24 protein-coding genes are annotated in these 23,759 nt (G+C 66.0%); 10 read left to right on the top strand and 14 right to left on the bottom strand.

Going from position 1 to position 23,759, the window contains the following annotated elements; translation table 11 throughout:
* Nucleotides 1-156: 156 nt before the first annotated feature.
* From JHD77_RS12210 to nudC, 3 genes are read left to right on the top strand one after another with little or no spacing between them, the layout of a single operon-like run.
* Nucleotides 157-969, top strand: coding sequence for a crotonase/enoyl-CoA hydratase family protein (locus JHD77_RS12210; protein ID WP_003087972.1), 813 nt, complete (start codon nucleotides 157-159; stop codon nucleotides 967-969).
* Between the two features lie 39 nt (nucleotides 970-1,008).
* On the top strand, nucleotides 1,009-2,697 hold the full coding sequence (gene fimL / locus JHD77_RS12215; RefSeq protein WP_003098159.1) for a type IV pilus/biofilm regulator FimL: 1,689 nt from the start codon (nucleotides 1,009-1,011) through the stop codon (nucleotides 2,695-2,697).
* On the top strand, nucleotides 2,697-3,533 hold the full coding sequence (gene nudC / locus JHD77_RS12220) for an NAD(+) diphosphatase (RefSeq protein WP_003113595.1): 837 nt from the start codon (nucleotides 2,697-2,699) through the stop codon (nucleotides 3,531-3,533). Before fimL ends, nudC begins: the two co-directional genes overlap by 1 nt.
* On the opposite strand, the gene JHD77_RS12225 is transcribed toward nudC, so the two are convergent.
* Nucleotides 3,501-4,280 (bottom strand): TSUP family transporter, encoded by a 780-nt coding sequence (locus JHD77_RS12225; RefSeq protein ID WP_015503102.1) that lies wholly within the window; start codon nucleotides 4,278-4,280, stop codon nucleotides 3,501-3,503. The genes nudC and JHD77_RS12225 overlap by 33 nt on opposite strands.
* A gap of 100 nt (nucleotides 4,281-4,380) precedes the next feature.
* On the opposite strand from JHD77_RS12225, the gene JHD77_RS12230 reads away from it, so the two are divergent.
* On the top strand, nucleotides 4,381-5,025 hold the full coding sequence (locus JHD77_RS12230; RefSeq protein ID WP_003113597.1) for a hypothetical protein: 645 nt from the start codon (nucleotides 4,381-4,383) through the stop codon (nucleotides 5,023-5,025).
* Here JHD77_RS12230 and JHD77_RS12235 read toward each other — a convergent pair.
* Nucleotides 5,022-5,927: a LysR family transcriptional regulator gene (locus tag JHD77_RS12235; RefSeq protein WP_031756929.1), complete on the bottom strand. Its 906-nt coding sequence runs from the start codon at nucleotides 5,925-5,927 to the stop codon at nucleotides 5,022-5,024. The two genes, JHD77_RS12230 and JHD77_RS12235, sit on opposite strands and share 4 nt — an antisense overlap.
* 131 nt (nucleotides 5,928-6,058) lie before the next feature.
* Here JHD77_RS12235 and JHD77_RS12240 point away from each other — a divergent pair, with 131 nt between their 5' ends.
* A complete protein-coding gene (locus tag JHD77_RS12240) occupies nucleotides 6,059-6,820 on the top strand; it encodes an SDR family NAD(P)-dependent oxidoreductase (RefSeq protein WP_003113599.1) in 762 nt (253 codons plus the stop codon).
* A gap of 160 nt (nucleotides 6,821-6,980) precedes the next feature.
* Here the strand turns inward: JHD77_RS12240 and JHD77_RS12245 are convergent, their stop codons facing one another.
* The 4 genes from JHD77_RS12245 to JHD77_RS12260 all read right to left on the bottom strand — a co-directional run bounded on the left by JHD77_RS12245 (nucleotide 6,981) and on the right by JHD77_RS12260 (nucleotide 10,186).
* Nucleotides 6,981-7,748 (bottom strand): SDR family oxidoreductase, encoded by a 768-nt coding sequence (locus JHD77_RS12245; RefSeq protein ID WP_003087987.1) that lies wholly within the window; start codon nucleotides 7,746-7,748, stop codon nucleotides 6,981-6,983.
* A 24-nt stretch (nucleotides 7,749-7,772) separates the two neighbouring features.
* Nucleotides 7,773-8,843, bottom strand: a complete 1,071-nt coding sequence (locus JHD77_RS12250) for a phosphotransferase family protein (RefSeq protein WP_003087989.1) — start codon at nucleotides 8,841-8,843, stop codon at nucleotides 7,773-7,775.
* A 257-nt stretch (nucleotides 8,844-9,100) separates the two neighbouring features.
* A complete protein-coding gene (locus JHD77_RS12255; protein ID WP_003087993.1) occupies nucleotides 9,101-9,415 on the bottom strand; it encodes an SCP2 sterol-binding domain-containing protein in 315 nt (104 codons plus the stop codon).
* 60 nt (nucleotides 9,416-9,475) lie between these two features.
* Nucleotides 9,476-10,186, bottom strand: a complete 711-nt coding sequence (locus JHD77_RS12260; protein ID WP_003122826.1) for a histidine phosphatase family protein — start codon at nucleotides 10,184-10,186, stop codon at nucleotides 9,476-9,478.
* Between the two features lie 233 nt (nucleotides 10,187-10,419).
* Here JHD77_RS12260 and sohB point away from each other — a divergent pair, with 233 nt between their 5' ends.
* Nucleotides 10,420-11,445, top strand: coding sequence for a protease SohB (gene sohB / locus JHD77_RS12265; RefSeq protein ID WP_003087997.1), 1,026 nt, complete (start codon nucleotides 10,420-10,422; stop codon nucleotides 11,443-11,445).
* Between the two features lie 58 nt (nucleotides 11,446-11,503).
* Entirely contained in the window at nucleotides 11,504-12,496 is a 993-nt protein-coding gene (locus tag JHD77_RS12270) for a YhdH/YhfP family quinone oxidoreductase (protein ID WP_003087998.1), read from the top strand.
* Here JHD77_RS12270 and JHD77_RS12275 read toward each other — a convergent pair.
* The gene (locus JHD77_RS12275) at nucleotides 12,483-13,358 is read right to left on the bottom strand and encodes an alpha/beta hydrolase family protein (RefSeq protein WP_003117684.1); all 876 of its coding nucleotides are present in this window, start codon (nucleotides 13,356-13,358) and stop codon (nucleotides 12,483-12,485) included. The two genes, JHD77_RS12270 and JHD77_RS12275, sit on opposite strands and share 14 nt — an antisense overlap.
* A gap of 94 nt (nucleotides 13,359-13,452) precedes the next feature.
* Nucleotides 13,453-13,890 (bottom strand): hotdog fold domain-containing protein, encoded by a 438-nt coding sequence (locus JHD77_RS12280; protein WP_016561781.1) that lies wholly within the window; start codon nucleotides 13,888-13,890, stop codon nucleotides 13,453-13,455.
* 122 nt (nucleotides 13,891-14,012) lie between these two features.
* Here JHD77_RS12280 and JHD77_RS12285 point away from each other — a divergent pair, with 122 nt between their 5' ends.
* Nucleotides 14,013-14,594, top strand: coding sequence for a TetR/AcrR family transcriptional regulator (locus JHD77_RS12285; RefSeq protein ID WP_003098179.1), 582 nt, complete (start codon nucleotides 14,013-14,015; stop codon nucleotides 14,592-14,594).
* A 64-nt stretch (nucleotides 14,595-14,658) separates the two neighbouring features.
* Here the strand turns inward: JHD77_RS12285 and JHD77_RS12290 are convergent, their stop codons facing one another.
* The 4 genes from JHD77_RS12290 to JHD77_RS12305 all read right to left on the bottom strand — a co-directional run bounded on the left by JHD77_RS12290 (nucleotide 14,659) and on the right by JHD77_RS12305 (nucleotide 18,541).
* Nucleotides 14,659-15,156 carry a DUF934 domain-containing protein gene (locus tag JHD77_RS12290; RefSeq protein ID WP_003088003.1) on the bottom strand — a complete coding sequence of 166 codons (498 nt, stop codon included), beginning with the start codon at nucleotides 15,154-15,156 and terminating at the stop codon, nucleotides 14,659-14,661.
* On the bottom strand, nucleotides 15,140-16,798 hold the full coding sequence (locus JHD77_RS12295) for a nitrite/sulfite reductase (protein ID WP_031756931.1): 1,659 nt from the start codon (nucleotides 16,796-16,798) through the stop codon (nucleotides 15,140-15,142). Before JHD77_RS12295 ends, JHD77_RS12290 begins: the two co-directional genes overlap by 17 nt.
* A 410-nt stretch (nucleotides 16,799-17,208) precedes the next feature.
* Nucleotides 17,209-17,436 (bottom strand): DUF2970 domain-containing protein, encoded by a 228-nt coding sequence (locus JHD77_RS12300; protein ID WP_003098182.1) that lies wholly within the window; start codon nucleotides 17,434-17,436, stop codon nucleotides 17,209-17,211.
* Between the two features lie 64 nt (nucleotides 17,437-17,500).
* A complete protein-coding gene (locus tag JHD77_RS12305; protein ID WP_003122825.1) occupies nucleotides 17,501-18,541 on the bottom strand; it encodes an RNA methyltransferase in 1,041 nt (346 codons plus the stop codon).
* A 37-nt stretch (nucleotides 18,542-18,578) separates the two neighbouring features.
* Between JHD77_RS12305 and JHD77_RS12310 the strand changes: the two genes are divergently transcribed.
* Together JHD77_RS12310 and JHD77_RS12315 are read left to right on the top strand one after the other, a co-directional pair.
* Nucleotides 18,579-18,941, top strand: a complete 363-nt coding sequence (locus JHD77_RS12310) for a DUF1883 domain-containing protein (RefSeq protein WP_003122824.1) — start codon at nucleotides 18,579-18,581, stop codon at nucleotides 18,939-18,941.
* Nucleotides 18,942-18,954: 13 nt separating this feature from the next.
* Nucleotides 18,955-19,452, top strand: coding sequence for a prolyl-tRNA synthetase associated domain-containing protein (locus tag JHD77_RS12315; RefSeq protein WP_003122823.1), 498 nt, complete (start codon nucleotides 18,955-18,957; stop codon nucleotides 19,450-19,452).
* A 51-nt stretch (nucleotides 19,453-19,503) separates the two neighbouring features.
* On the opposite strand, the gene JHD77_RS12320 is transcribed toward JHD77_RS12315, so the two are convergent.
* Both JHD77_RS12320 and metH read right to left on the bottom strand, forming a co-directional pair.
* Complete coding sequence (locus tag JHD77_RS12320; RefSeq protein ID WP_017002533.1) at nucleotides 19,504-19,866, bottom strand: YggL family protein; 363 nt, start codon at nucleotides 19,864-19,866, stop codon at nucleotides 19,504-19,506.
* Between the two features lie 14 nt (nucleotides 19,867-19,880).
* Nucleotides 19,881-23,585, bottom strand: a complete 3,705-nt coding sequence (metH, locus tag JHD77_RS12325; RefSeq protein WP_003113602.1) for a methionine synthase — start codon at nucleotides 23,583-23,585, stop codon at nucleotides 19,881-19,883.
* Nucleotides 23,586-23,759 lie beyond the last annotated feature (174 nt).

The following is a 23,759-nucleotide window of genomic DNA, read 5'->3' on the forward strand; positions in this document are numbered from 1 at the left end:
GCAATCATCGAAGAGATTGCGGTATCAATGGGCGTGCCGTGCATCACATAGTGCAGCATCGACATTTGGCTCGCCCTTGTTATAGTTGCGGGATTTTCCGCACAACAAAAATCTCTGCGTTCTGACAGCGCAGTTGCTCTGCCGAGGACTATCGCCGTGACCGAGTACAACGCATTCCGTGTGGAGCTGGCAGACAAGATCGCCCACGTCCAGATCAACCGTCCGGACAAGATCAATGCCATGAACCAGGACTTCTGGCGCGAGATCATCGAGATCTTCCGCTGGGTCGACGATACCGACGAAGTGCGGGTGGTCGTGCTGTCCGGGGCGGGCAAGCATTTTTCCTCGGGGATCGACCTGATGCTGCTGGCCCAGGTCGGCAGCCAACTGGGCAAGGACGTCGGCCGCAACGCCGACGCCCTGCGTCGCAAGATTCTCGAGCTGCAGGCCTCGTTCAACGCGGTCGACAACTGCCGCAAGCCGGTGCTCGCGGCGATCCAGGGCTACTGCCTGGGCGGCGCCATCGACCTGGTCTCGGCCTGCGACATGCGCTACTCGACCGCCGACGCGCAGTTCTCGATCAAGGAGATCGACATCGGCATGGCCGCCGACGTCGGCACCCTGCAGCGCCTGCCGCGGATCATCGGCGATGGCATGATGCGCGAGCTGGCCTACACCGGGCGCATGGTCGACGGCGAAGAGGCACGGAGCATCGGCCTGGTCAATCGTACCTACGCGGACCAGGCCGCATTGATGGATGGGGTCTTCGAACTGGCGCGGCAGATCGCCGCGAAGTCGCCGATCGCCATCCGTGGTACCAAGGAAATGATCCGCTATATGCGCGACCACCGGGTCGACGACGGCCTCGAGTACGTCGCTACCTGGAACGCCGCCATGCTCCAGTCCGCCGACCTGCGGGTGGCGATGGCCGCGCATATGGCCAAGCAGAAGCCGGAATTCGCTGATTGATGCCGTTGTATATTCTTGCGCGGGAGGCGCACTAGACCGATGGTCACAGGAGCCACGTCCCTCAGTCTGGTGCGCGACGAGTTGTTCGCCACCATGGAACAGGCCGAACAGGGTCTTGAGCAGTTCATTGCCGAGCGGCAGAACGGCAGCCTGCTGCAGCACGCCGTCGAATGCCTGCAACAGATCCGCGGCACCCTCAACCTGATCGAGCTGGCCGGCGCCGAGCTGCTGGCCCAGGAAGCCCTGCAGCTGGCGACCGACATTCCCACCGGCGTCAGCGAGGAGCGCGACGGCCAGCTGGCAGCCCTGGGCAACGCCCTGTACGTGCTGCGCCGCTACCTGGAGAACGTCGAGGCCAATCGCCAGGAGATCCCCGAGCTGCTCTTGCCGGCGATCAACGAAGTGCGCTGTGCCGCAGGGCAGCCGGCGCTGCCGGAAAGCTTCTTCTTCAGCGCCCGCCTGGATATCCCGCGGCCGCCGAGCACTGCCATCGACCACCTGCCTTCCGAAGCCGAACTGGGCGAGGAAAGCCGGCGGATGCGCCACATGTACCAGATCGGCCTGCTCGGCCTGATCCGCGAACAGAACCTCTATCCCAGCCTCAAGCTGATGGGCCGCGCGCTGGCGCGCCTCGACAGCCTGCACGGCGGGGTGGCCCGTTCGCGGCTGTGCTGGATCGGCGCCGCGGCGATCGAGTCGATCGTCGATGGCCAACTGTTGCCGCGCAAGTCGCGCAAGCAACTGTTCTCGCGCATCGACCGCGAGCTCAAGCAATTGCTGATCGGCCCGGCCTACGAGGCGCCGCGCCATCTGCTCAAGGAACTGCTTTACCTGGTGGCGCTGTCCGACGGCCAGGGCCCGCGTTCGCGCGAGGTCCGCGAACTGCATGGGCTGGCGCCGCTGCCGTTCACCGACCACCTGCTGGAAGAGGAATCGCAGCGCCTGTCCGGCCCCGGCCAGTCGGTGATGCGTTCGCTGTCCACGGCGATCCGCGAGGAACTCGCCGGGGTCAAGGACATGCTCGACCTGATCGAGCGCGGCGTGGCCCAGCCGGATAGCCTGACCAACCTGCATGCGCAACTGGGCAAGCTGAGCAAGACCCTCGGCATGGTCGGCCTGAACTCGGCCGGCACCGCCCTGCAGACCCAGCTACCCACCGTGGCCGCCTGGGCTGCCAGCGGCGTCGCCGATTCGCCGCCGGCGTTGCTGCGCCTGGCCGATGCGGTGCTCTACGTGGAAAGCATGGTCGGCAACCTCGAGCGCGGCGAGCGCCGCATCATCCGGCCGACTCCGGCGGAGCCCGGGCAGGAAGCCGATGCGTTCGCCGTGCACCAGTTGGCCGAGGCGCGCATCGTGGTGATCGAGGAGGCCAAGGCCGGCCTGGCCCTGGCCAAGCGTGCGATCACCGCGTACCTGGAATCCAATGGCGACAAGCTCAACCTGGCCAACGTCCCGGCCAGCCTGCAGGCGGTCCGGGGCGGTCTCTGGTTCCTCGGTCAGGAGCGCGCCGCGCTGCTGGTCGGCGGCTGCGCCGACTACATCCAGCAGCGCATGATCGAGACCGCGCAGATGCCTTCGGAACAGATGCTGGAAACCCTCGCCGACGCCCTGACCAGTCTCGAATACTATCTCGAGGGCGGTGCCGTGCTGCGTCCGCAGGGCCAGCCGGACGTCCTCGACCTGGCCAGCGCCAGCGTCAAGGCGCTCGGACTGCCGGTGGCCGCCTGATGGCCGGCGAGTTCCGCTGGCAGGCAGGTCGGCCGGCTACCGCCCAGGTCGGCGGCTGGGTGCTCGCGCACTGTCAGCAGCGCTTCCTCCAGGACGACAACGGCCTGCTGTTCCCCCGCGAATGGCTGAAGCGCCAGGAACTCCCGCTGCTCGCCGAACATGGGGTCGGCCATTGGCAGGGCGAGCCGGTCTACGTGCTGGAACTGGACGAGCCGATCGAGCTGCCGGGCATGGCCTGGGCGCCGTTGCGGCAGTTCATGCTGCACGGCGATTTCGATCAGTTCTGCATGCTCGGCTATGCCAGCCAGATCGGCATCTGGGCACGTCACAACCGGTTCTGCGGCAATTGCGGCACACGCATGCAGGCGCAGGACCACGAGCGGGTGATGCAGTGTCCGCAGTGCGGGTTGCACCAGTACCCGCGCCTGTCGCCGAGCATGATCGTCCTGGTGACCCGGGGCGACGAGGTGTTGCTGGCGCGTTCGCCGCGCTTCGTGCCGGGGGTCTACAGTACCCTGGCCGGCTTCGTCGAGGCCGGCGAGTCGGTGGAGCAGTGCGTGGTCCGCGAGGTGCGCGAAGAGGTCGGGGTGGAGGTCGCCAATCTCGAATACATCGGCAGCCAGAACTGGCCGTTCCCGCATTCGCTGATGCTCGGTTTCCACGCCGAGTACGTGTCCGGCGAGATCGTCCCGCAGGAAGACGAGATCGAGGACGCCCAGTGGTTCTCCCTCGATGCCTTGCCGCCGCTACCGGCGCAGCGCTCGATCGCCCGGCACCTGATCGACCTGTACCTGGCGCGCCGCTCAGGCGCCGCTGAACCAGTGCTGCCAGGCTAGCCGCGCGGTCAGCGCCAGGACCACCAGGATGAACACCGGGCGAATGAACTTCGCCCCGCCGCCGATGGCGGTGCGCGCGCCGAAATAGGCGCCGACCATCAGCGACGCACCCATGCACAGGCCGAGCAACCAGATCACCTGGCCGGAGGCGACGAACACCGCCAGCGCCACTATGTTGCTGACGAAGTTCATGCTCCGCGCCACACCGCTGGCGCGGACCAGGTCCAGCGGGTACATGAGCAGCGAGCTGACGGTCCAGAACGCTCCGGTGCCCGGTCCCGCCACGCCGTCGTAGAAGCCCAGGGCGAGGCCCTGCGGCCACTGGCGCTTGCGTCCGACCGGCGCATCGGCGTCCAGCGGCGCTTTCGGCGTGCCGCCGAAGAGCATGTAGAGGCCGCAGGTGAATACCACCACCGGGAGCATCCGGTTCAGCCACTCGGCGGGCAGCAGGTGAGCCGCCCAGGCGCCTATGGCGGCGCCGATCGCGGTGGCGAGCAAACCGTTGCGCCACTTCCCGGGATGGAACAGCTTGCGCCGGTAGAAGGTGTAGCTGGCGGTCGCCGCACCGAAGGTCGAGCTCAGCTTGTTGGTACCCAGCGCCAGGTGCGGCGGGACCCCGGCGGTGAGCAGCGCAGGGATGGTCAACAGGCCGCCGCCGCCGGCGATGGCGTCGATGAAGCCGGCGAGAAAGGCCACCACGGCCAGGATGATCAGGGTGCTGGGGTCTATCGCGAGTTCGAAGGGCATGAAAAACCGGACCTGCTTCCAATCGGGAAACGGCCTCGCTGGCCGTCGGGAGGAGGGGTGCGCATAATGCCCGCAATTTCACGCAGAAGGAATCGCTTGCATGCAGTACGACGGTCTGGCCTGGGCATTCGCGTTACTGGCCTTGCTGGCCGCCCTGGTCGCGGGGCGCATCCTCTTCGAACGCACCTGGTTCCTCGGCTGGCTGCGCGGCACCTGCGGCTTGGCCTTCGTCGCCGTGGCGGCGCTGCTGCTGGTGCTCGCCTGGGACCTGCGCAGCTATTCGCTGCTCAAGCCCGAGCAGCCGATGGCCACCCTGAGCTTCCAGGCCGAAGGGCCGCAGCGCTACCGGGTGCTGATCCAGGAGGGCGCCAACGAGCGCAGCGTGGTGCTGGACGGCGAACTCTGGCAACTGGACGCGCGGATTTTCCGCTGGAAGGGGCTGGCCGCGTTGATCGGTCTGGCGCCGGGCTATCGCCTCGACGCGCTCAGCGGCCGCTTCCTGGCCCTCGAGCAGCAGTCCCGGGGCCGCCGCCTGGGCTTGTCGCAGAGTCCGCTGGGGGTCGATCTCTGGCGCTGGCTGCGGGCCGGCGAGCACGACCTGTTCCTGTTCGAGCCGCTGGCGGGGCGGGTGACTTTCCTGCCGATGGCGGACAAGGCGGTGTTCGCGGTGAACTACGGCGTCGCCGGGCTGCTTGCCGAGCCGATGAACCTGGCGGCCGAGGAGGCGCTCAGGGACTGGCGCTAGGCCATGCGAAAAGCCGGGGCGGCGGCGATCGCCTGGGCGGTTTCGCGAAAGCGTTCGATGAGTTCCGACGGCGTGCGGTAGGCCAGCGCCAGCCGATAGGGAATTCGCGCCCGCCGCCCTTGCAGGGGACGAAAGGTGACCCCCGGCGGGCGCAACGGTTGTAGCAGCGAAGGCACTAGCGCGACGCCGATGCCGCCGGCCACCAGCCCGGCGATGGTCTGCATCTGCCGCGCCTCCTGCACCACCTCCGGGACGAAGCTGGCTGCCGCGCAGGCGGCGACGATCAGGTCGTGCATGCCCGGCCCATAGTGCCGTGGAAACAGCAGCCAGGGTTCTCCGGCCAATTGTTCCAGGCGCAGGCGCGCATGGCGTGCCAGCCGATGCCCTTCGGGCAATGCCACGCGCATGTCGCCGTCCACCAGTAGATGTGTGTACAGGCCGGGCTGGCGGTCGACCGGCAGAACGATCAGGCCGGCATCGATGCGGTCTTCGCGCAACGCCTCCAGTTGCCCTGCGGTGGTGTCTTCCTGGAGCTGGAAGTCCAGCGCGCCATGCTGGTGGCGGAACGCCTGGAGTATGCGCGGTAGCAGAATATTGATGGTGCTGTCGACGAACGCCAGGCGCAACGTTCTGCGTCCGCTGGCGGCGCTGCGCGCGGCCGCCAGGGTGCGTTCGGCCTGGGCCAGGGTGCGCCGGGCTTCGTCGAGGAACGCGCGGCCCGCCGGCGTCAGGCGATGGATACGGTTGTCACGCTCCAGCAGGCTGGCGCCGACTTCTTCTTCCAGCCGCCGGATCGCGGTGGTCAGCGGTGGCTGGGCCATGTGCAGGCGCTCAGCGGCGCGGCGGAAGCTCAGCTCCTCGGCAACCGCGACGAACTGGCGGAACTGGCGCAAGTCGGCCATTGCGATATCTCCCGGATATGGTGAGTTAAGAAAGACAGTATTGGATATATCGCGGCGAATCCGTCGAGAATCCATCCGTACGCTCGCTCTGGCCAGACGAGGCGTTCCATCCATTACAGAGGAAGCCCGTCATGCACACTCATTCTCCAATCCCCCGTACCGCCCTGGTCACCGGCGGCTCGTCGGGCATCGGCCTGGCCATCGCCCGGCGCCTTCGGCAACAGGGTTATCGGATCGCCCTGGTGGCCCGTGATTCCCAGCGCCTGCAACGCGCTGCCGCCGAGTTGGGCGGTGTGCCCTGGATGGCCGCCGATCTTTCCCGCCGCGAAGCTGTCGAGGCGGTGGCCGCCTGGGTTGGCGACACCTTCCAGGGGCTCGACGTGCTGGTGAACAACGCCGGGTTCACCCGAAAGATCGCCGCCACCACTCCGCTGGCTGAGGCCGAGCGGGAATGGGATGCGCTGCTGGACGGCAACCTGAAAAGCGCGTTCCTCATGTCGCTGGCGGTGTTGCCGCATTTCGCGGAAGAGGGCGGGCGGATCATCCATATCGGATCGATCGCTGCGCAGACCGGTAGCGGCAGTCCCGGTGCGCTGGGCTATGCGGCAGCCAAGGCCGGCCTACATGGCTTCGGCGTGGCCCTGGCGCGGGAACTCGGTTCGCGCGGGATCACGGTGAACAGCGTGGCGCCGGGTTACATCGCCGACACCCGGTTCTTTCCCGGCGGCCTCGATCCGCAACGGGTCGCCGCCATCGTCGGCGAGACCCCGCTGGGCAGGACCGGCCGGGTCGAGGACATCGCCGCGGCGGTGGCCTGGCTGGCCTCGCCCGAGGCGGGGTTCGTCACCGGAACGGTGGTGTCGGTGAACGGTGGCTGGCGGGTCGGCAACTGAAGTGGAGGCGGCGGGTAACACCTATGGGGGTACTCGTCCGGCTACCCGAGAACGCAGGTGAATAGCCGTGGGGCGCCTGTCCCGCGCTGGTGCGAGGCATTGGCAATCCTGAAATGAAAAGAGGGAGCCCTGGCTCCCTCTTCGCGCGTTCGCCGTTCCGTCAGGAAAGGAAGCCGCCGTCGACGTTCAGCGCCACGCCGGTGGTGTAGCTGGACGCTTCGCTAGCCAGGTAGAGCACGGCGCCTGCCATTTCGCTCGGCTCGGCCACGCGCTTGAGCGGGATGCGCTGCAGGGCGAGGTTGCGGATCGCGTCGTTCTTCACCAGCGCCGAAGCGAACTTGGTGTCGGTCAACCCTGGCAGGAGGGCGTTGCAGCGGATGCCGAACTGCGCGCATTCCTTGGCGAAGACCTTGGTCATGCTGATCACGGCGGCCTTGGTCACCGAGTAGATGCCCTGGAACTCGCCGGGCGATACGCCGTTGATCGAGGCCACGTTGATGATGCTGCCGCCGCCGTGTTCCTTCATCAGCTTGCCGCCCTCGATGGACATGAAGTAGTAGCCGCGGATGTTGACGTCGACGGTCTTCTGGAAGGCGCCGAGGTCGGTTTCCAGTACGTTGCAGAACTGCGGGTTGGTGGCGGCGTTGTTGACCAGGATGTCGAGGCGGCCGAACTGCTCGCGGATCTGTGCGAAGACGTTCTGGATCTGCTCCATCTCGCCGATGTGGCAGGCGATCGCGGTGGCCTTGCCGCCCTCCGCGGTGATCGCGTCGGCGACCGCCTGGCAGCCATCGATCTTGCGGCTCGAGACGATCACGTGGGCGCCTTGCTGGGCCAGCAGCTTGGCTATCGCCTCGCCGATGCCGCGGCTGGCGCCGGAAACGAAGGCGATCTTGCCGTCGAGGTCGAACAGGTGGGTCTTGGACATGGGCTATCCCCTTGTAGTGGTCGGTTACAGGCGGGAGCGCTCGATGGCCTGCAGGCTCATCTGCTCCAGCAGCTTGTTCATCTGCACGAACTGGGCGAAACGCTTGTCCTGGGTCTGCCCGTGGTAGTAGCGGTAGTAGATCTGCTGGACGATGCCGGCAAGACGGAACAGGCCATAGGTGTAGTAGAAGTCCAGGTTGTCGATCGGTGGGATCCCGGCTCGCTCGGCGTAGTAGTCGGCGAACTCCCGGCGGGTCAGCATGCCCGGCAGGTGGCTGGGCTGGCGGCGGGTCAGCTGCACCGGAGCCGGGTCGCCGGCTTCCACCCAGTAGGCGAGGGTATTGCCGAGGTCCATCAGCGGATCGCCGAGGGTGGCCAGTTCCCAGTCCAGCACGCCGATGATCTGCATCGGGTTGTCCGGGTCGAGGATCACGTTGTCGAAGCGGTAGTCGTTGTGCACGATGCCCGGCTTGTGGTGATCGGCCGGCTGCTTGTCCTTGAGCCAGGCCTTGACCGGTTCCCAGAGCGGCGCGTCGGGGGTCAGGGCCTTCTCGTAGCGGTCGGTCCAGCCGGCGATCTGGCGCTGCACGTAGCCGTCCGGGCGGCCCAGGTCGGCCAGTCCGCAGGCGGCGTAGTCGACGTTGTGCAGTTCGACGAACTTGTCGATGAAGCTCTTGCACAGGCTGCGGGTCTGTTGTTCGTCGAGATTCAGCTCTGGCGGCAGTTCGGCGCGCAGGATGATGCCCTTGACCCGTTCCATGACGTAGAACTCGGCGCCGATCACCGACTCGTCGGTGCAGTAGAGGTAGGCTTTCGGGCAGTAGGGGAAGCCTGCGTTCAACTGGTTCAGGATGCGGTATTCGCGGCCCATGTCGTGGGCCGACTTGGCCTTGTGGCCGAATGGCGGGCGACGCAGGACGAACTCCTGGCGCGGATACTCGATCAGGTAGGTCAGGTTGGACGCGCCACCGGGGAACTGGCTGATCTTCGGGGTGCCTTCGAGGCCGGGGATATGGGCTTTCAGGTACGGGTCGATGACGGCGGCGTCGAGTTCTTCGCCGGCGCGGATGCGAGTGGATTGGTCGGTCAGCGACATGGGGTTCCCTTCTCGTGGTGCCACGGCGGAGCCGCGGGAGCCGGTGCGCGCATCAGGCTGCGCAATGATGGTGACCGGCGATAATTGGCTAATCTAATGCCCTGTCCCGGCCCTCACAAGCCGCCGCCGGGCGTTATGGGCAAGCGTGTTGCCGCTCCATCACGGTCCCTGATCGTCGGCCTGGAGGAATGCCGGACGAAAAAAAACCGGAGCCGCGAGGGACTCCGGTTTTCCTTCTGGCATGGCGCCGGAAACGGTCAGACCGGGAACAGTTCGCCCAGCTTCATCGCCAGCATCATGTCGCCTTCGGCGCGCAGCTTGCCGGCCATGAAGGCCTGCATGCCGTCGGTCTCGCCGCTGGTGATGCCCTTCAGGGTTTCGCTGTCCATGATCAGGGTGACGTTGGGGTTCTCGGCGTCGCCCTGTACCACTTCGCAGGTACCGTCCTTGACGACCAGGTAGTGGTTGTCGCCGTCTTCGATGTTGAACTGGAACACCAGATCCAGGCCGGCGGCCGCGCTGGCGTTGAACTTGCTTTTCATGGTGGAGACGATGTCAGCAACGGTGGTCATGGGTTCTATTCCTTTCTTCTAGGGTTTTTTCGGCGACCGGAACGGTCGCGGTAGGCCGGCTCATCGATAGGTGATGAGTTCCGGCGCCTTCAACAGTTCCAGGTGCACGTGACTGTTGAAGGAAGCCAGGGACACTTCCTCGCCGCGGAATTTCAGGCGAGTCAGCGAGGTATTGACGATCTGCCAGTTCAGCTCGAAGGCCTTGAGCGGCGGAACGCCGACGATCAGTTGGAGCAGGGCGGTAATGGTACCGCCGGAGGTGAACACGGCGACCCTGTCCTTGCCGCTGGCCTGCGCCAGCAGACGACGAAGACCGTCATGGACCTTATCGAGGAATTCCTGCCAGCTTTCCAGCCCATCTTTCTCATGGTTGCCGGAAACCCAGCGCGCGATGATGGTGGAGAACAGGCGCTGGAACTCGGCCCGATGCTCGGCCGCATGGCGAAGGATGTGCAAGGCTTCCGGCTGCTCATCGAGCAGGTCCGGCAGGTGCGCGCGGATCACCGCGTCGGCTTCGAATTCGTTGAACGCCGGATCGACTTCCAGCTCCGGCGTGGCCAGCCCGGAGGACTCCAGGCGTTCGAGGGCGGCGCGGGCGGTGTGCTGCTGGCGGCGCAAGCCGCCGCTGAGGACGCGGTCGAAACGGACGCCGAGGTTCCGCAGGTGGTCGCCGAGGATTTCCGCCTGGCGGATGCCGGTCGGCGACAGCACGTCGTAGTCGTCGGCACCGAACGACGCCTGGCCATGTCGAATCAGGTAGATGCTGCCCACGGGCGGACCTCGGCGGGTGAAAGTTCCGCGAGGGTATGAGGATCACCCAGGGCTGTCAACGAAAAAACATACGCTTGTTTGAATGTCATTCGCTGCCTTTATCGGCTGCTCCGGGCGCGCCCTGCAAAGGCTCTCCAGGCAGTGGCATCGCTGGCCGCCCGTCGGTGGCCTGGGTATGCTTGCGCAATCGTGTCGCCCGTAGACGGGTGCGTCAACAGTAGAGAGGGGGTTGTGTGGAGTTCATTGCCGAATATGCGGGCTTTCTGGCCAGGACCGTGACCGTGCTGGCGGCGATCATCGTGGTGCTGGTGGTGATCGTCGCCCTGCGCGGCCGCGGCCGGCGCGGCGCAGGCGGGCACCTCGACGTGCAGAAGCTCAACGATTTCTACAAGGACCTGCGCGAGCGGGTCCGCCACAGCGTCCTCGACAAGGCCAGCCTCAAGGCCTTGCGCAAGGAGGAGAGCAAGGCGGCGAAGCAGGCGAAGAAACATCCTGAACAGAAGTCGCGGGTCTACGTGCTCGATTTCGACGGCGACATCAAGGCCTCGGCTACCGAGCAACTGCGCCACGAAGTGACTGCGGTGCTGAGCATGGCGGGCAAGGACGACGAGGTGGTGCTGCGCCTGGAAAGCGGCGGTGGCATGGTCCATGGCTACGGCCTGGCGGCCTCGCAACTGGCGCGCATCCGCCAGGCCGGCGTGCCGCTGACCGTGTGCGTCGACAAGGTGGCGGCCAGCGGCGGCTACATGATGGCCTGCATCGGCGATCGGATCCTTTCCGCGCCCTTCGCCATCCTCGGCTCGATCGGCGTGGTGGCGCAGTTGCCCAACGTCCACCGGCTGTTGAAGAAGCACGATATTGACTTCGAGGTGCTTACCGCCGGCGAATACAAGCGTACGCTGACGGTATTCGGCGAGAACACCGAGAAGGGCCGGGAAAAGTTCCAGGAGGACCTGGAGGTGACCCACGAACTGTTCAAGAACTTCGTGGCCCACTACCGGCCGCAACTGAACATGGACGAGATCGCCACCGGCGAGGTCTGGCTGGGCCAGGCCGCACTGGGCAAGCTGCTGGTGGACGAACTCAAGACCAGCGACGAGTACCTGGCCGAGCAGGCCAGGGAGCGCGATGTCTACCAGGTGCAATTCGTCGAGCGCAAGAGCCTGCAGGAACGCGTCGGCCTGGCCGCCAGCGTGGTTATCGACCGCGTGCTGGTGACCTGGTGGGGGCGGCTCAACCAGCAGAAGTTCTGGCAATAGGCCGGCACCGACAGGGACGAACACGCTGTCTTCAGGGTTTTCACGAGAGGAGGTCGAAATGGCTGTATTCAAGGCGTTGTGGGTGACGGAAGCGCCCCACGGCGTTTACGAAACGCAGGTGGTCGAGCGCGATACCGGCGACCTGCCGGCGGGCGACGTACTGATCCGCGTGCAGTATTCCTCGCTGAACTACAAGGATGCGCTGTCCGCCAGCGGCAACCGCGGGGTGACCCGCAAGTACCCGCATACCCCCGGCATCGATGCCGCCGGTGTGGTCGCCGAGTCCTCGGTGGCCGAGTTCGCGGCCGGTGACGAGGTGATCGTCACCGGCTACGACCTGGGCATGAACACCGCCGGCGGTTTCGGCCAGTACATCCGCGTGCCCGCGGCCTGGGTGATCAAGCGCCCGCAAGGCCTGAGCCTGCGCGAGGCGATGATCCTCGGCACCGCCGGCCTGACCGCGGCGCTCTGCGTCGAAAAGCTGGAGCGCAGCGGCCTGCGCCCCGACCATGGCTCGGTGCTGGTCACCGGCGCCAGCGGCGGGGTCGGCAGTATCGCCGTGGAACTGCTGGCCAAGCTCGGCTACACCGTGGCGGCCGCCACCGGCAAGCTGGAGCAGGCCGAGTTCCTCAACCGCCTGGGGGCCAAGCAGATCCTCGATCGCGCCACCGTGGCCGATGGCGTCGACAAGCCGTTGCTCAAGGAACAGTGGGCCGGCGCGGTGGACACCGTCGGCGGCGACATCCTCTTCAACGTGGTCAAGTCGTTGCAGTACGGCGGCAGCGTCGCCTGCTGCGGCCTGACCGCCGGCGCCGGCTTCAAGGCCTCGGTGCTGCCGTTCATCCTGCGCGGGGTCAACCTGCTCGGGGTGGACTCGGTGGAGCTGCCGCTGGTGGTCAAGGCATCCATGTGGGACAAGCTGTCGCTGCAATGGAAGCTCGACAACCTCGAAGAGGTGGCGCGCGAGATCGCCCTCGAAGAGCTGCCGGGGGCGATCAACCAGATCCTCGCCGGCAAGCTGGTCGGCCGGGTGCTGGTCAACCTCGGCTGAGGGCGTTGCCGGAGCCCAGCTCCGGCAACAGGTAGCCCGCCCATAGCGATTCGGCGAACTGCGGCCGGAAGAAGCCGAAATGGCCGATGTGGCGGGCGCCGATTTCCTCGGGAGCGATGCGCCAGGCGGTTTTCGGCGCTTCGCGGTAGAAGCCCAGCAGCGACTCGATGCTGCGTCGGGACATCATTTCATCGTCGGTGAACGACAGCGACACGATGGGCGTGCGTACGGCGGAGAAGGCGCGGCGGATGGCCTCGCCATCCGCGAGGGCGTACTGCGGATGCAGGCACCAGCGTCGCCATTGTTCGATCACCCCGCGCGGCAGGTCGCCGACCATGCCCAGGCGGCGCCCGGGAAAATAGCCGAGCAGCGGCGTCAGCAGGGGCGCGACGAGGTACCAGAACAACCAGACCTTGTTGCGCAACCGCGGGCTGTTTTCCTTCCAGTAGCCACTGCCGCTGGCGATGCTGAAGACCCTATCGATACGCTCGCGCCCTTCGACGAAGGGCAGGATCTGGCCGCCCAGGCTATGGCCGATCCAGTACAGGGGCTTGCTCCCGCTCTCGGCGAGCGCGGCGGCGAGCATGGCGCTGCAGTCATGACGGGCCCAGCCCAGCACATCGACCTCGAGACCGCGCAGCGAGCCGTTGCGCGATTGCCCCATGCCCAGGTAGTCGAAGGTGATGGCCAGGTAGCCGCGCTCTGCCAGCCAGGCGGCGAAGGGCGCGTAGAAGCGCTGTTCCACGCCCATCGCCGGGACGATCAGGAGATAGCCGCGCGGCTCCCCGGCAGGCCGGTACCAATGGCTGGCCAGCGGATGGCCGTTGCCGTTATCGATGAGGCGTGGTTGCGGAGGGTTCATGCCGGTCTCCGTGGTCTGCTCATGGCTTCGAGAATAGAGCTGGCCGCCAGGGCGCCTCCAGCCGGCCGAAAGCACGGCCGGGGCGCCTTGGCGGTCAGGCCTGGCTGACGTACATGGTGATCTCGGCGCGGAATACCGGCTTGTCGTCGACATAGGCGACCACCGGCACCACCAGGTTGCCGGTGGCTTGCCAGTCGATCTGGCTGCCGTCGGCCACCGCGCGCACGTCGCCAGTGGCCTTGGCCAGGTACTCGACGGTCATGCCGCGCGGAATCCAGCGATGGCCGGCGGGAATCGAGGCGTCGGTCATGGTCCCGGCGGCCAGTTCGGCGGCATTGCACAGGGCGATGGCATGCACCGTGCCGATATGGTTCAGCACCTCGCGGCGCTTGGGGAAGGTGACTTCGGCATAGCCGGGACGCAGTTCGACGAACTGCGGGGCGATGCTGGCGAAATAGGGTGCGAACTGGCCGATCATGGCGCTGAACTGGGCCGGGCCGACCTGCTGGTACATCTGCATCGTCTGACTCATGGAAAACTCCGGGCGTTTCAGGATTGAAGATGTGTGCGCACCGGGGCAGTATACGAAGGTTAGAAATTTATTCTAGAAAAATATTCTAGTCAGCGTTTCGACGATTAACGACAAGGACCGACATGGGCCGTTCTTCCCGCAAAGACGAGATTCTCCAGGCCGCCCTGGCCTGCTTCAGCGAGCATGGCGTAGACGCCACCACCATCGAGATGATCCGCGACCGTTCCGGAGCGAGCATCGGTAGCCTCTACCACCATTTCGGCAACAAGGAACGCATCCATGGCGAACTGTACCTGGCCGGGATCGGCCAGTACGCGGCGTTGCTCGAAGCCGGCTTCGCCAGGGCGCGCAGCGCCGAGGAAACGGTCAGGTTGCTGGTCACCAGCTACATCGACTGGGTCGTGGCGAATCCCGACTGGGCACGCTTCATCCTGCACAGCCGCGGGCGGGTGGAGGCGGGGGAGCTGGGCGAGCGCCTGCGGGCCGACAACCAGGCGCACTTCGCACGGATCCATGCGGCGCTGGCGGGATATCGGGCCGAGGGCCTGTTCCGCGAGATGCCGGACGACTGCTTTGCTTCGGTGGTGATCGGCCCGGCCCACGACCTTGCCCGCCAGTGGCTGGCCGGGCGAACCCGGGTGGCGTTGGCCGACTGTCGCGAACTGCTGGCGCAGGTGGCCTGGGACAGCGTGCGGGCGGCCTGAGGCGTCCGTGACCTCGGGAGTGAAAAAGCCCCGCGGCTGCGGGGCTTTTCCGTCAGGGCGGGGGTCAGCCGCGGCGGCGGAACAGCGGTAGCGGCTGCTCCACCGAGGTCTGGTAGACCTCGCTGAAGTCGTCCAGGCTGGCCAGGGCGTCTTCCGGGCTGCGGTCGGCACGGATGGCATAGGCGTCGAAGCCGCAGCGGCGCATGAAGAACAACTGGTCGCGCAGCACGTCGCCGATCGCGCGGATCTCGCCCTTGTAGCCGTAGCGCTCGCGCAGCAGGCGCGCGCTGCTGAAGCCGCGGCCATCGGTAAAGGCGGGGAAGTTCACTGCGATCACCTGGAACCTGTCGAGGTCGCCGGCGATGCTTTCCGGCTCCTCGTCCGCGTCCAGCCAGACCCCCAGGCCGCCGTCGCGGCCGCGCAGGGCCGGGCCGTGCTCGAGCCACAGGGCCAGCGGGATGATCACGTCGTCGCTGTTGGGTACGCTTTCCAGGGTCGCGTCCTTGGGCAGCAAGTGCCAGCGGTCGTCGACCACCTGGCGGTCCTTAATGATTCGCTGCATATACGCGCTCCTTGAACGGGTCGATACCGATACGGCGGAAGGTGTCGATGAAGGGTTCTTCCTCGGTCCGGCGTTCCACGTAGACCTGGATGATCTTGTCGATCACGTCGGCCATCTGCTCCTGGGCGAAGGACGGGCCGAGGATCTGCCCGAGGCTGGCGTCGCGCGCCGAGCTGCCGCCGAGGGAGACCTGGTAGAACTCCGCGCCTTTCTTGTCGACCCCGAGGATGCCGATGTGGCCGACATGGTGATGGCCGCAGGCGTTCATGCAACCGGAGATGTTCAGGTCGATGTCGCCGATGTCGAATAGATAGTCGAGATTGTCGAAGCGGCGCTGGATGGCTTCGGCGATCGGGATCGACTTGGCGTTGGCCAGGGAGCAGAAGTCGCCGCCGGGGCAGCAGATGATGTCGGTCAGCAGGCCGACGTTGGGGGTGGCGAAGCCCAGTCCGCGCAGTTCGCCCCAGAGGGCGAAGAGTTCGCCCTGCTCGACGTCGGCGAGAATGATGTTCTGGTTATGGCTGTTGCGCACCTCGCCGAAGCTGTAGCGGTCGGCGAGATCGGCGATGGCCTCCAGCTGTTTGTCGGTGACGTCTCCCGGCGCGGTGCCGGTGGGCTTCAGCGAGAGCGTCACGGCGACGTAGCCGGGCTTCTTGTGGGCGAAGGTGTTGCGTGCGCGCCAGCGGGCGAAGCCGGGGTGCTCCGCGTCGAGCCGGGCTAGGGACTCGTCGAGGTCGTCGAGGGCCTTGTAGGCCGGATCGACGAAATGCGCGGCGACGCGCTGGACTTCCGCCTCGGTGAGGGTGCTCGGTCCGTCCTTGAGGTTGGCCCATTCGGCCTCGACGCGCTCGGCGAAGACTTCCGGGGTCAGCGCCTTGACCAGGATCTTGATCCGCGCCTTGTACTTGTTGTCGCGCCGGCCATAGCGGTTGTAGACGCGCAGGATGGCATCCAGGTAGCCGAGCAGGTGCTGCCAGGGCAGGAATTCATTGATGAAGCTGCCGACGATGGGGGTTCGGCCCAGGCCGCCGCCGACCGAGACGCGGAAGCCGAGCTCGCCGGCCTCGTTCTTCACCGCCTCCAGGCCGATGTCGTGCACTTCGATGGCGGCACGGTCGCTCACCGCGCCGTTCACCGCGATCTTGAACTTGCGCGGCAGGTGGGCGAACTCGGGGTGGAAGGTCGACCATTGGCGGATGATCTCGCACCAGGGGCGCGGGTCCACCAGCTCGTCGCGGGCGACGCCGGCGAACTGGTCGGTGGTGGTGTTGCGGATGCAGTTGCCGCTGGTCTGAATCGCGTGCATCTGCACGGTGGCCAGCTCGGCGAGGATTTCCGGCACGTCTTCCAGCTCCGGCCAGTTGAACTGCACGTTCTGCCGGGTGCTGATGTGGGCGTAGCCCTTGTCGTAGTCGCGGGCGATCTGCGCCAGCTTGCGCAGTTGGCGCGAGGAGAGCAGGCCATAGGGAACGGCGATGCGCAGCATCGGGGCATAGCGCTGGATATAGAGACCGTTCTGCAGGCGCAGCGGGCGGAACTCCTCACCGGTCAATTCACCCGCCAGGTAACGGCGGGTCTGGTCGCGGAACTGCTTGACGCGGTCCTCGACGATCCGTTGGTCGTACTCGTCGTATACGTACATGAATATTCCTGCTGTCAGGCTATGCGGCTTACTGCGTTAACCAGCGCGCACGGCTACGCGCTCCACGCGGAGTGGGCGCACGATACCAGTTCATATTTATGCGTAAAAGTGATGTTTGAGTATATGGTAAGAACCAAAAAGCCTAAGTCGCCAGGCAAGCATAACCGCTTCGCAACGGCGCCTTTCTTGAGCGATGGGCGGCGCTGGTCTTAACTGGAGAGTGCCTTTCGATGTCTTCGTCCCGATACCCACAAGAAACAGGGGGAGTCATGAGCGAGCCGAGCAAAACCCAGGAAAACCGCGACAGCGTGGTCGACGCCCGCGCGGCCTTCGTCCTGATCCTGCTGGTGGTGGCTACCGCGGTGTTCTGGGTCAGCCACCAGTGAAAGCCCGCCTCGGCGGCGCAGAGGTCACAGGCCGCTGAGGCTCAGCACCAGTTTCACGATCCCGGCCAGCAACAGCACGAACACCAGGGTGAAGAGCAGGCCCAGCATGATGAAGTGCACGGGCTTGCCGTGGGTGAAGTCGCGGGCGCGGTTTCGCCCGCTCTGTACGCCGAAGGCGGCAGCCATCACGCTATGCAGCATCTGCCAGAAGGTCGGCGGCTTCTGGTTCGGTTCTTCCGTCTCGATACCCATCGGTGGTCCTCCCTTTTCCATACCTGCCCTGAGAGTCTAGACCCTTGGCGGGAGGAGGGTGGCTTCAGGCCTGGCGGGCGGGGATGCGCCGTTCCACCGTGCCCTGCGTGGCCCTGGCGCGCAGTTGCCCGCAGCCGCCGTCGATGTCCTGGCCGGCCGAGTTGCGCACCTTGGTCAGCACGCCGCGGCTGTGCAGGTAGCGCACCAGCTCGACGATCCGCTCCCCGCTCGGGCGCCGGTAGGCGTCGCCGTCCATGCTGTTGTAGGGGATCAGGTTCATCACCGCGAAGCGGCCCTTGAGCAGGCGCAGGATGCCGTCCATTTCCTCCAGGCTGTCGTTGATCCCTTCGAGCAGGGTCCATTGGTACTGGATCGGATAGTCGACCCGGCGGGCGTAGGCCTCGCCGGCTTCCACCAGTTCTTCCGGGCTCAGCGGCGGCGCCTTGGGCAACAGTTGCCGGCGCAGTTCGGCGCGGGTGCTGTGCAGGGACAGGGCGAGGGCGGGCTTCACCCGTTGCCGGGGCAGGCGCTCGAACACGCGGGGATCGCCGACGGTGGAGAACACCAGGTTCTTGTGGCCGATGCCGCCATCGGTGCCGAGCAGGTCGATGGCTTCGAGGACGTTGTCGAGGTTGTGCGCCGGCTCGCCCATGCCCATGAACACCACTTTCTTCACCGCTCGCCGACGGCGCGCCAGGACCACCTGGGCGACCATCTCCAGGCTGCCGACCTGGCGCAGCAGGCCGCTGCGGCCGGTCATGCAGAACACGCAGCCGACCGCGCAGCCGACCTGGGTCGAGACGCACAGCCCACCGCGCGGCAGCAGCACGCTTTCCACCATCTGCCGGTCGGCCAGTTCCACCAGCAGGCGCGACGAGCCGTCGCTCGCCGGATGCTCGCTGTGCAGGCGGGCGATGCCTTCCAGTTCCGCTGCTACCTGGGGCAGACCATGGCGTACGCCCAGCGGCAGGAAGTCCTCGGCCCGCTGGCGGGCGGTGCAGGCATCGAGGGCGCGGCCCTGCAGCCAGGCGCGGACGATCCTCCCGCAATGCAGGGGCTTGGCGCCGAGATCGGCGAGGCGCTGGTGGAGGTCTTGGCTACGCATGGGGCGCGCATCCTACCATTGCCCGTCATGAGGCGGTATGGCCGGCGCCGACGTGCTATCGTTGCGCTCCGCTCCACCGCAGCAACGGAACCGTTCCATGAAATTCGTCCACCAGCGCGAACACCTCAACGAAGACGACATCGTGGTCATCGAGTGCTCGCAGCAATGCAATATCCGCCTGATGAACGACGCCAATTTCCGCAGTTTCAAGAATGGCGGGCGGCATAGCTACCATGGCGGCGCCTTCGACCGCTTCCCGGCGAAGATCAAGGTGCCCAGCACCGGGTTCTGGAACATCACCATCGATACCGTGACCCGGCGCCCGATCAGCGTGACGCGCAAGCCGAACTTCAAGTGGTCGATCAAGTTCGTGCGCCGTTCCGGTTCGCAGTTCACCTGAGGGCGCGCGTCCCATGAGTGCGAAAATGGACGAGCAGGCGCTTCTGGCGTTGCTCCGCGAGCTGGCCATCGACAGCCAGCGGGTCGAGCATCCCGCGATCGCCTCCATCGAGGAATATTACGCGCAGGGCATCGAATTGCCCGACCAGGGCATCAAGAACCTGTTCCTGCGCAACCGCAAGGGTACTCGCCACTACCTGGTGCTGCTCGACGAGCGCAAGGAGGCCGACCTGCCGGGCATCGCCGAACAGATCGGCGAAAGCCGCCTGTCGTTCGCCTCGGTCGAGCGCCTGCGCGAATACCTCGGCGTTGAACTGGGCTGCGTGACGCCTTTCGCGCTGGTCAACGATCCGCAGCACAGGGTCGAGGTGTTGCTCGACGATGCCATCCGCCAGGACCAGTTGCTCGGTTTCCACCCGTTGGTGAATACCGCCACCGAGTGCATCCGCTACGCAGACCTGCTGGCTTTCCTCGCCCACACGGGGCATGAACCGCGCCTGATCCGGGTGTAGGTCGCAGCTTCGCGCCTGCCGGCGCCAGGCCAGGTCATGCCGGCGCCGGTTTCACTCGAAGAAGTTGTGCCAGCAGTCGCTCAACGGGCCGACCTCGAAGGTCTTGCACCAGAGTTGGGCTTCCAGCCACAGGCGGGCGCTTTCCCGGTCCGCCTCGTCCAGGCTGCCGACCCGCGCCAGGCACAGGTAGCCGCTGATCTCCGCCTGTTCCGGCGAGCCGCCACCGCCGAACACCCAGCCCTGGGCCTCGACGAAGTCGATCAGATGGTCCAGCGCATCGTCGTGGGAGAGGGCGTTGCGGTCGTAGGTCAGTTCGAAGCTGAAGCCGAACTCCTGGAACTCGCCCAGGCGCAGTTTCTTGCGCAGGCGGCGCTTGCGCGGCTTTTCCATCTGCTCGGGAGTGAGGAATTTCATCGTCGCCTTCCTGGTCAGTCATCGTAGCCAAGGTTCGGCGCCAGCCAGCGCTCGCTGACGCTGGCTTCCTGGCCCTTGCGCTGGCTGTAACGTTCCACCTGGTCCTTGTCGATCTTGCCGACCGCGAAGTACTGCGCCTGCGGGTGGGCGAAATACCAACCGCTGACCGCCGCGGCCGGGAACATCGCGTAGTGCTCGGTCAGGCTGACGCCGGACAGGCCCTGCGGATCGAGCAGTTCGAACAGAGTGCCTTTCTCGGTATGGTCGGGGCAGGCCGGGTAGCCCGGTGCCGGGCGGATGCCGACGTATTGCTCCTTGATCAAGGCCTCGTTGTCGAGGTGCTCGTCGCGGGCGTAGCCCCAGTACTCCTTGCGCACCCGCTCGTGCAGCCACTCGGCGCAGGCTTCGGCGAGGCGGTCGGCGAGCGCCTTGACCATGATGCTGTTGTAGTCGTCGCCCTTGGCTTCGTACGCCTTGGCCACTTCCTCGGCGCCGATCCCGGCGGTGGTGATGAAGCCGCCGATGTAGTCGCGCACGCCGCTTTCCTTCGGCGCGACGAAATCGGCCAGCGACAGGTTCGGCTTGCCGTCCGGCTTGATCGTCTGCTGCCGCAGGTGGTGCAGGGTGGCGAGGGTCTCGCCATCGGCGCCGTAGACCTCCAGGTCGTCGTGCTCGACCTGGTTGGCCGGCCAGAAGCCGAACACCGCGCGGGCCTTGATCAGCTTCTCGTCGATCAGCTTCTTCAGCATCGCCTGGGCGTCGTTGAACAACGAGGTGGCGGCCTCGCCGACCACCTCGTCGGTGAGGATGCGCGGGTACTTGCCGGCCAGGTCCCAGGAAATGAAGAACGGCGTCCAGTCGATGTACTCGGCGAGCACCGCGAGGTCGATCTCGTCGAGCACCCTGACGCCGGTGAAGGAAGGCGTCGGCGCCTGGTAGCCGGCCCAGTCGAACGCCGGCTTGTTGGCGATCGCCTGTTCGTAGCTCAGCCGCTCGGTGCGGGCGCTGCGGTTGGCCGTGCGTTCGCGGACCACCGCGTAGTCGGCGCGGGTGCGGGCCACGTAGTCGGCCTTCAGCTCCTTGGACAGCAGGCTGGTGGCCACGCCTACCGCGCGCGAGGCGTCGGTGACGTAGACCACCGCGTCGTTGCTGTACTGCGGATCGATCTTCACCGCGGTATGCGCCTTCGAGGTAGTGGCGCCGCCGATCATCAGCGGCAACTGGAAATTCTGCCGCTGCATTTCCTTGGCGACGTGGACCATCTCGTCCAGCGACGGCGTGATCAGGCCAGACAGGCCGATGATGTCGCATTTCTCGGCGATGGCGGTCTGCAGGATCTTCTCCGCCGGCACCATCACGCCGAGGTCGACCACGTCATAGCCGTTGCAGCCGAGCACCACGCCGACGATGTTCTTGCCGATGTCGTGCACGTCGCCCTTCACCGTGGCCATCAGGATCTTGCCCTTGGCTTCCGGCTTGTCGCCTTTCTCCGCCTCGATGAAGGGAATCAGGTGGGCCACCGCCTGCTTCATCACTCGCGCGGACTTGACCACCTGCGGGAGGAACATCTTGCCGGCGCCGAACAGGTCGCCGACCACGTTCATCCCGGACATCAGCGGACCTTCGATGACCTCGATGGGACGCGCACACTGCTGGCGGCATTCCTCGGTGTCCTCGACGATCCAGGTGGTGATGCCCTTGACCAGCGCATGCTCGAGGCGCTTCTCGACGCTGTAGCTGCGCCATTCCTCGTCCTCGGCCTCCTTGACCGCGCCGCCGCCCTTGTAGTCGTCGGCGATCGCCAGCAGGGCCTCGGTGGCCTCGGGCGTGCGGTTGAGCACCACGTCCTCGACCCGGTCGCGCAGCGCTTTCGGAATCTCGTCGTAGATTTCCAGCTGGCCGGCGTTGACGATGCCCATGGTCAGGCCGTTGCGGATCGCGTAGTAGAGGAACACCGAGTGGATCGCCTCGCGTACCGGGTTGTTGCCGCGGAACGAGAAGGACACGTTGGACACCCCGCCCGAGCTCAGGGCGTAGGGGAGGTTGTCGCGGATGTAGGCGCAGGCGTTGATGAAATCGACCGCGTAGTTGTTGTGTTCCTCGATGCCGGTGGCGATGGCGAAGATGTTCGCATCGAAGATGATGTCTTCCGGTGGGAAGCCGACTTCGTCGACCAGGATGTCGTAGGAGCGCTTGCAGATTTCTTCCTTGCGCGCCTGGGTGTCGGCCTGGCCGTCCTCGTCGAAGGCCATCACCACCACCGCGGCGCCGTAGCGCTTGCACAGGCGGGCATGGTGCTTGAAGGCCTCGACGCCTTCCTTCATCGAGATCGAGTTGACGATGCCCTTGCCCTGGATGCACTTCAGGCCGGCCTCGATCACTTCCCACTTGGAGGAGTCGATCATGATCGGCACGCGCGAGATGTCGGGCTCGGAGGCGATCAGGTTGAGGAAGGTGACCATGGCCGCCTTCGAGTCCAGCATGCCTTCGTCCATGTTGATGTCGATCACCTGGGCGCCGGCTTCCACCTGCTGCTGGGCGACCTCGAGAGCTTCCGCGTAGTTTTCCTCGCGGATCAGCCGGGCGAACTTGGCCGAACCGGTGATGTTGGTGCGCTCGCCGACGTTGACGAACAGCGAGCTGCGGTCGATGGTGAACGGCTCCAGGCCGGACAGGCGACAGGCCCGGGGAATCTCCGGGATGGCCCGCGGCGGGTACTTGGCCACTGCCTTGGCGATCGCCTCGATGTGCGCCGGGGTGGTGCCGCAGCAGCCGCCGACGATATTGAGGAAGCCGGCGGCGGCGAATTCCTCGACCACCACGGCCATTTCCGCCGGCGATTCGTCGTATTCGCCGAAGGCGTTCGGCAGGCCGGCGTTGGGGTGGGCCGAGACATGAGTGTCGGCCTTGGTCGACAGTTCCTCGATGTACGGCCGCAATTCCTTGGCGCCGAGGGCGCAGTTCAGGCCTACCGAGATCGGCCGGGCATGCCGCACCGAGTTCCAGAAGGCCTCGGTGGTCTGGCCCGACAGGGTGCGGCCGGAGGCGTCGGTGATGGTTCCGGAGATCATGATCGGCAGCTCCACGCCGAGTTCCTCGAACACGCCCTGGACGGCGAAGATCGCCGCCTTGGCGTTGAGGGTGTCGAAGATGGTCTCGATCAGGATCAGGTCGGCGCCGCCTTCGATCAGGCCGCGGGTCGCCTCGACGTAGTTCTCCACCAGTTCGTCGAAGGTGACGTTGCGGTAGCCGGGGTTGTTCACGTCCGGGGAAATCGAGCAGGTGCGGCTGGTCGGGCCGAGCACACCGGCGACGAAACGCGGCTTGTCCGGGGTCTCGGCGGTCTTCGCGTCCGCCACCTGGCGGGCCAGGCGCGCCCCTTCGACGTTGAGTTCGTAGGCCAGCGACTGCATGCCGTAGTCGGCCTGGGACACCTGGGTGGCGTTGAAGGTGTTGGTCTCGAGGATGTCGGCGCCGGCGTCGAGGTAGGCCTTCTCGATGGCCTGGATCACGTCCGGGCGGCTCAGCAGCAAGAGGTCGTTGTTGCCTTTCACGTCGCTCGGCCAGTCGGCGAAGCGCTCGCCGCGGTAGTCGGCCTCTTCCAGCTTGTAGCTCTGGATCATGGTGCCCATGCCGCCATCGAGGATCAGGATACGTTCCCTGAGGGCGTGCTGGAGGGCTTGCAGGCGGGCGCTGCGATCGGTGAGCGGGCTGGACATGGATGGACCTGGCGTCAGTGGGCGGAAAGGTGAAAAGCATAACAAAGGCAGGGGCTTTCCGGCCGGGGGTGGTCGGATCATGAATTTCATTCAAGTTGAAGGATGTTCATTCGCGGGCCGGAAAAATCCCTGGCGCCGTTTTGTCGCAGTATACGGGCGGAATGCGGAGGTCGG

The organism is Pseudomonas sp. P20 (assembly GCF_016463925.1).
Lineage (GTDB): Bacteria > Pseudomonadota > Gammaproteobacteria > Pseudomonadales > Pseudomonadaceae > Pseudomonas > Pseudomonas aeruginosa.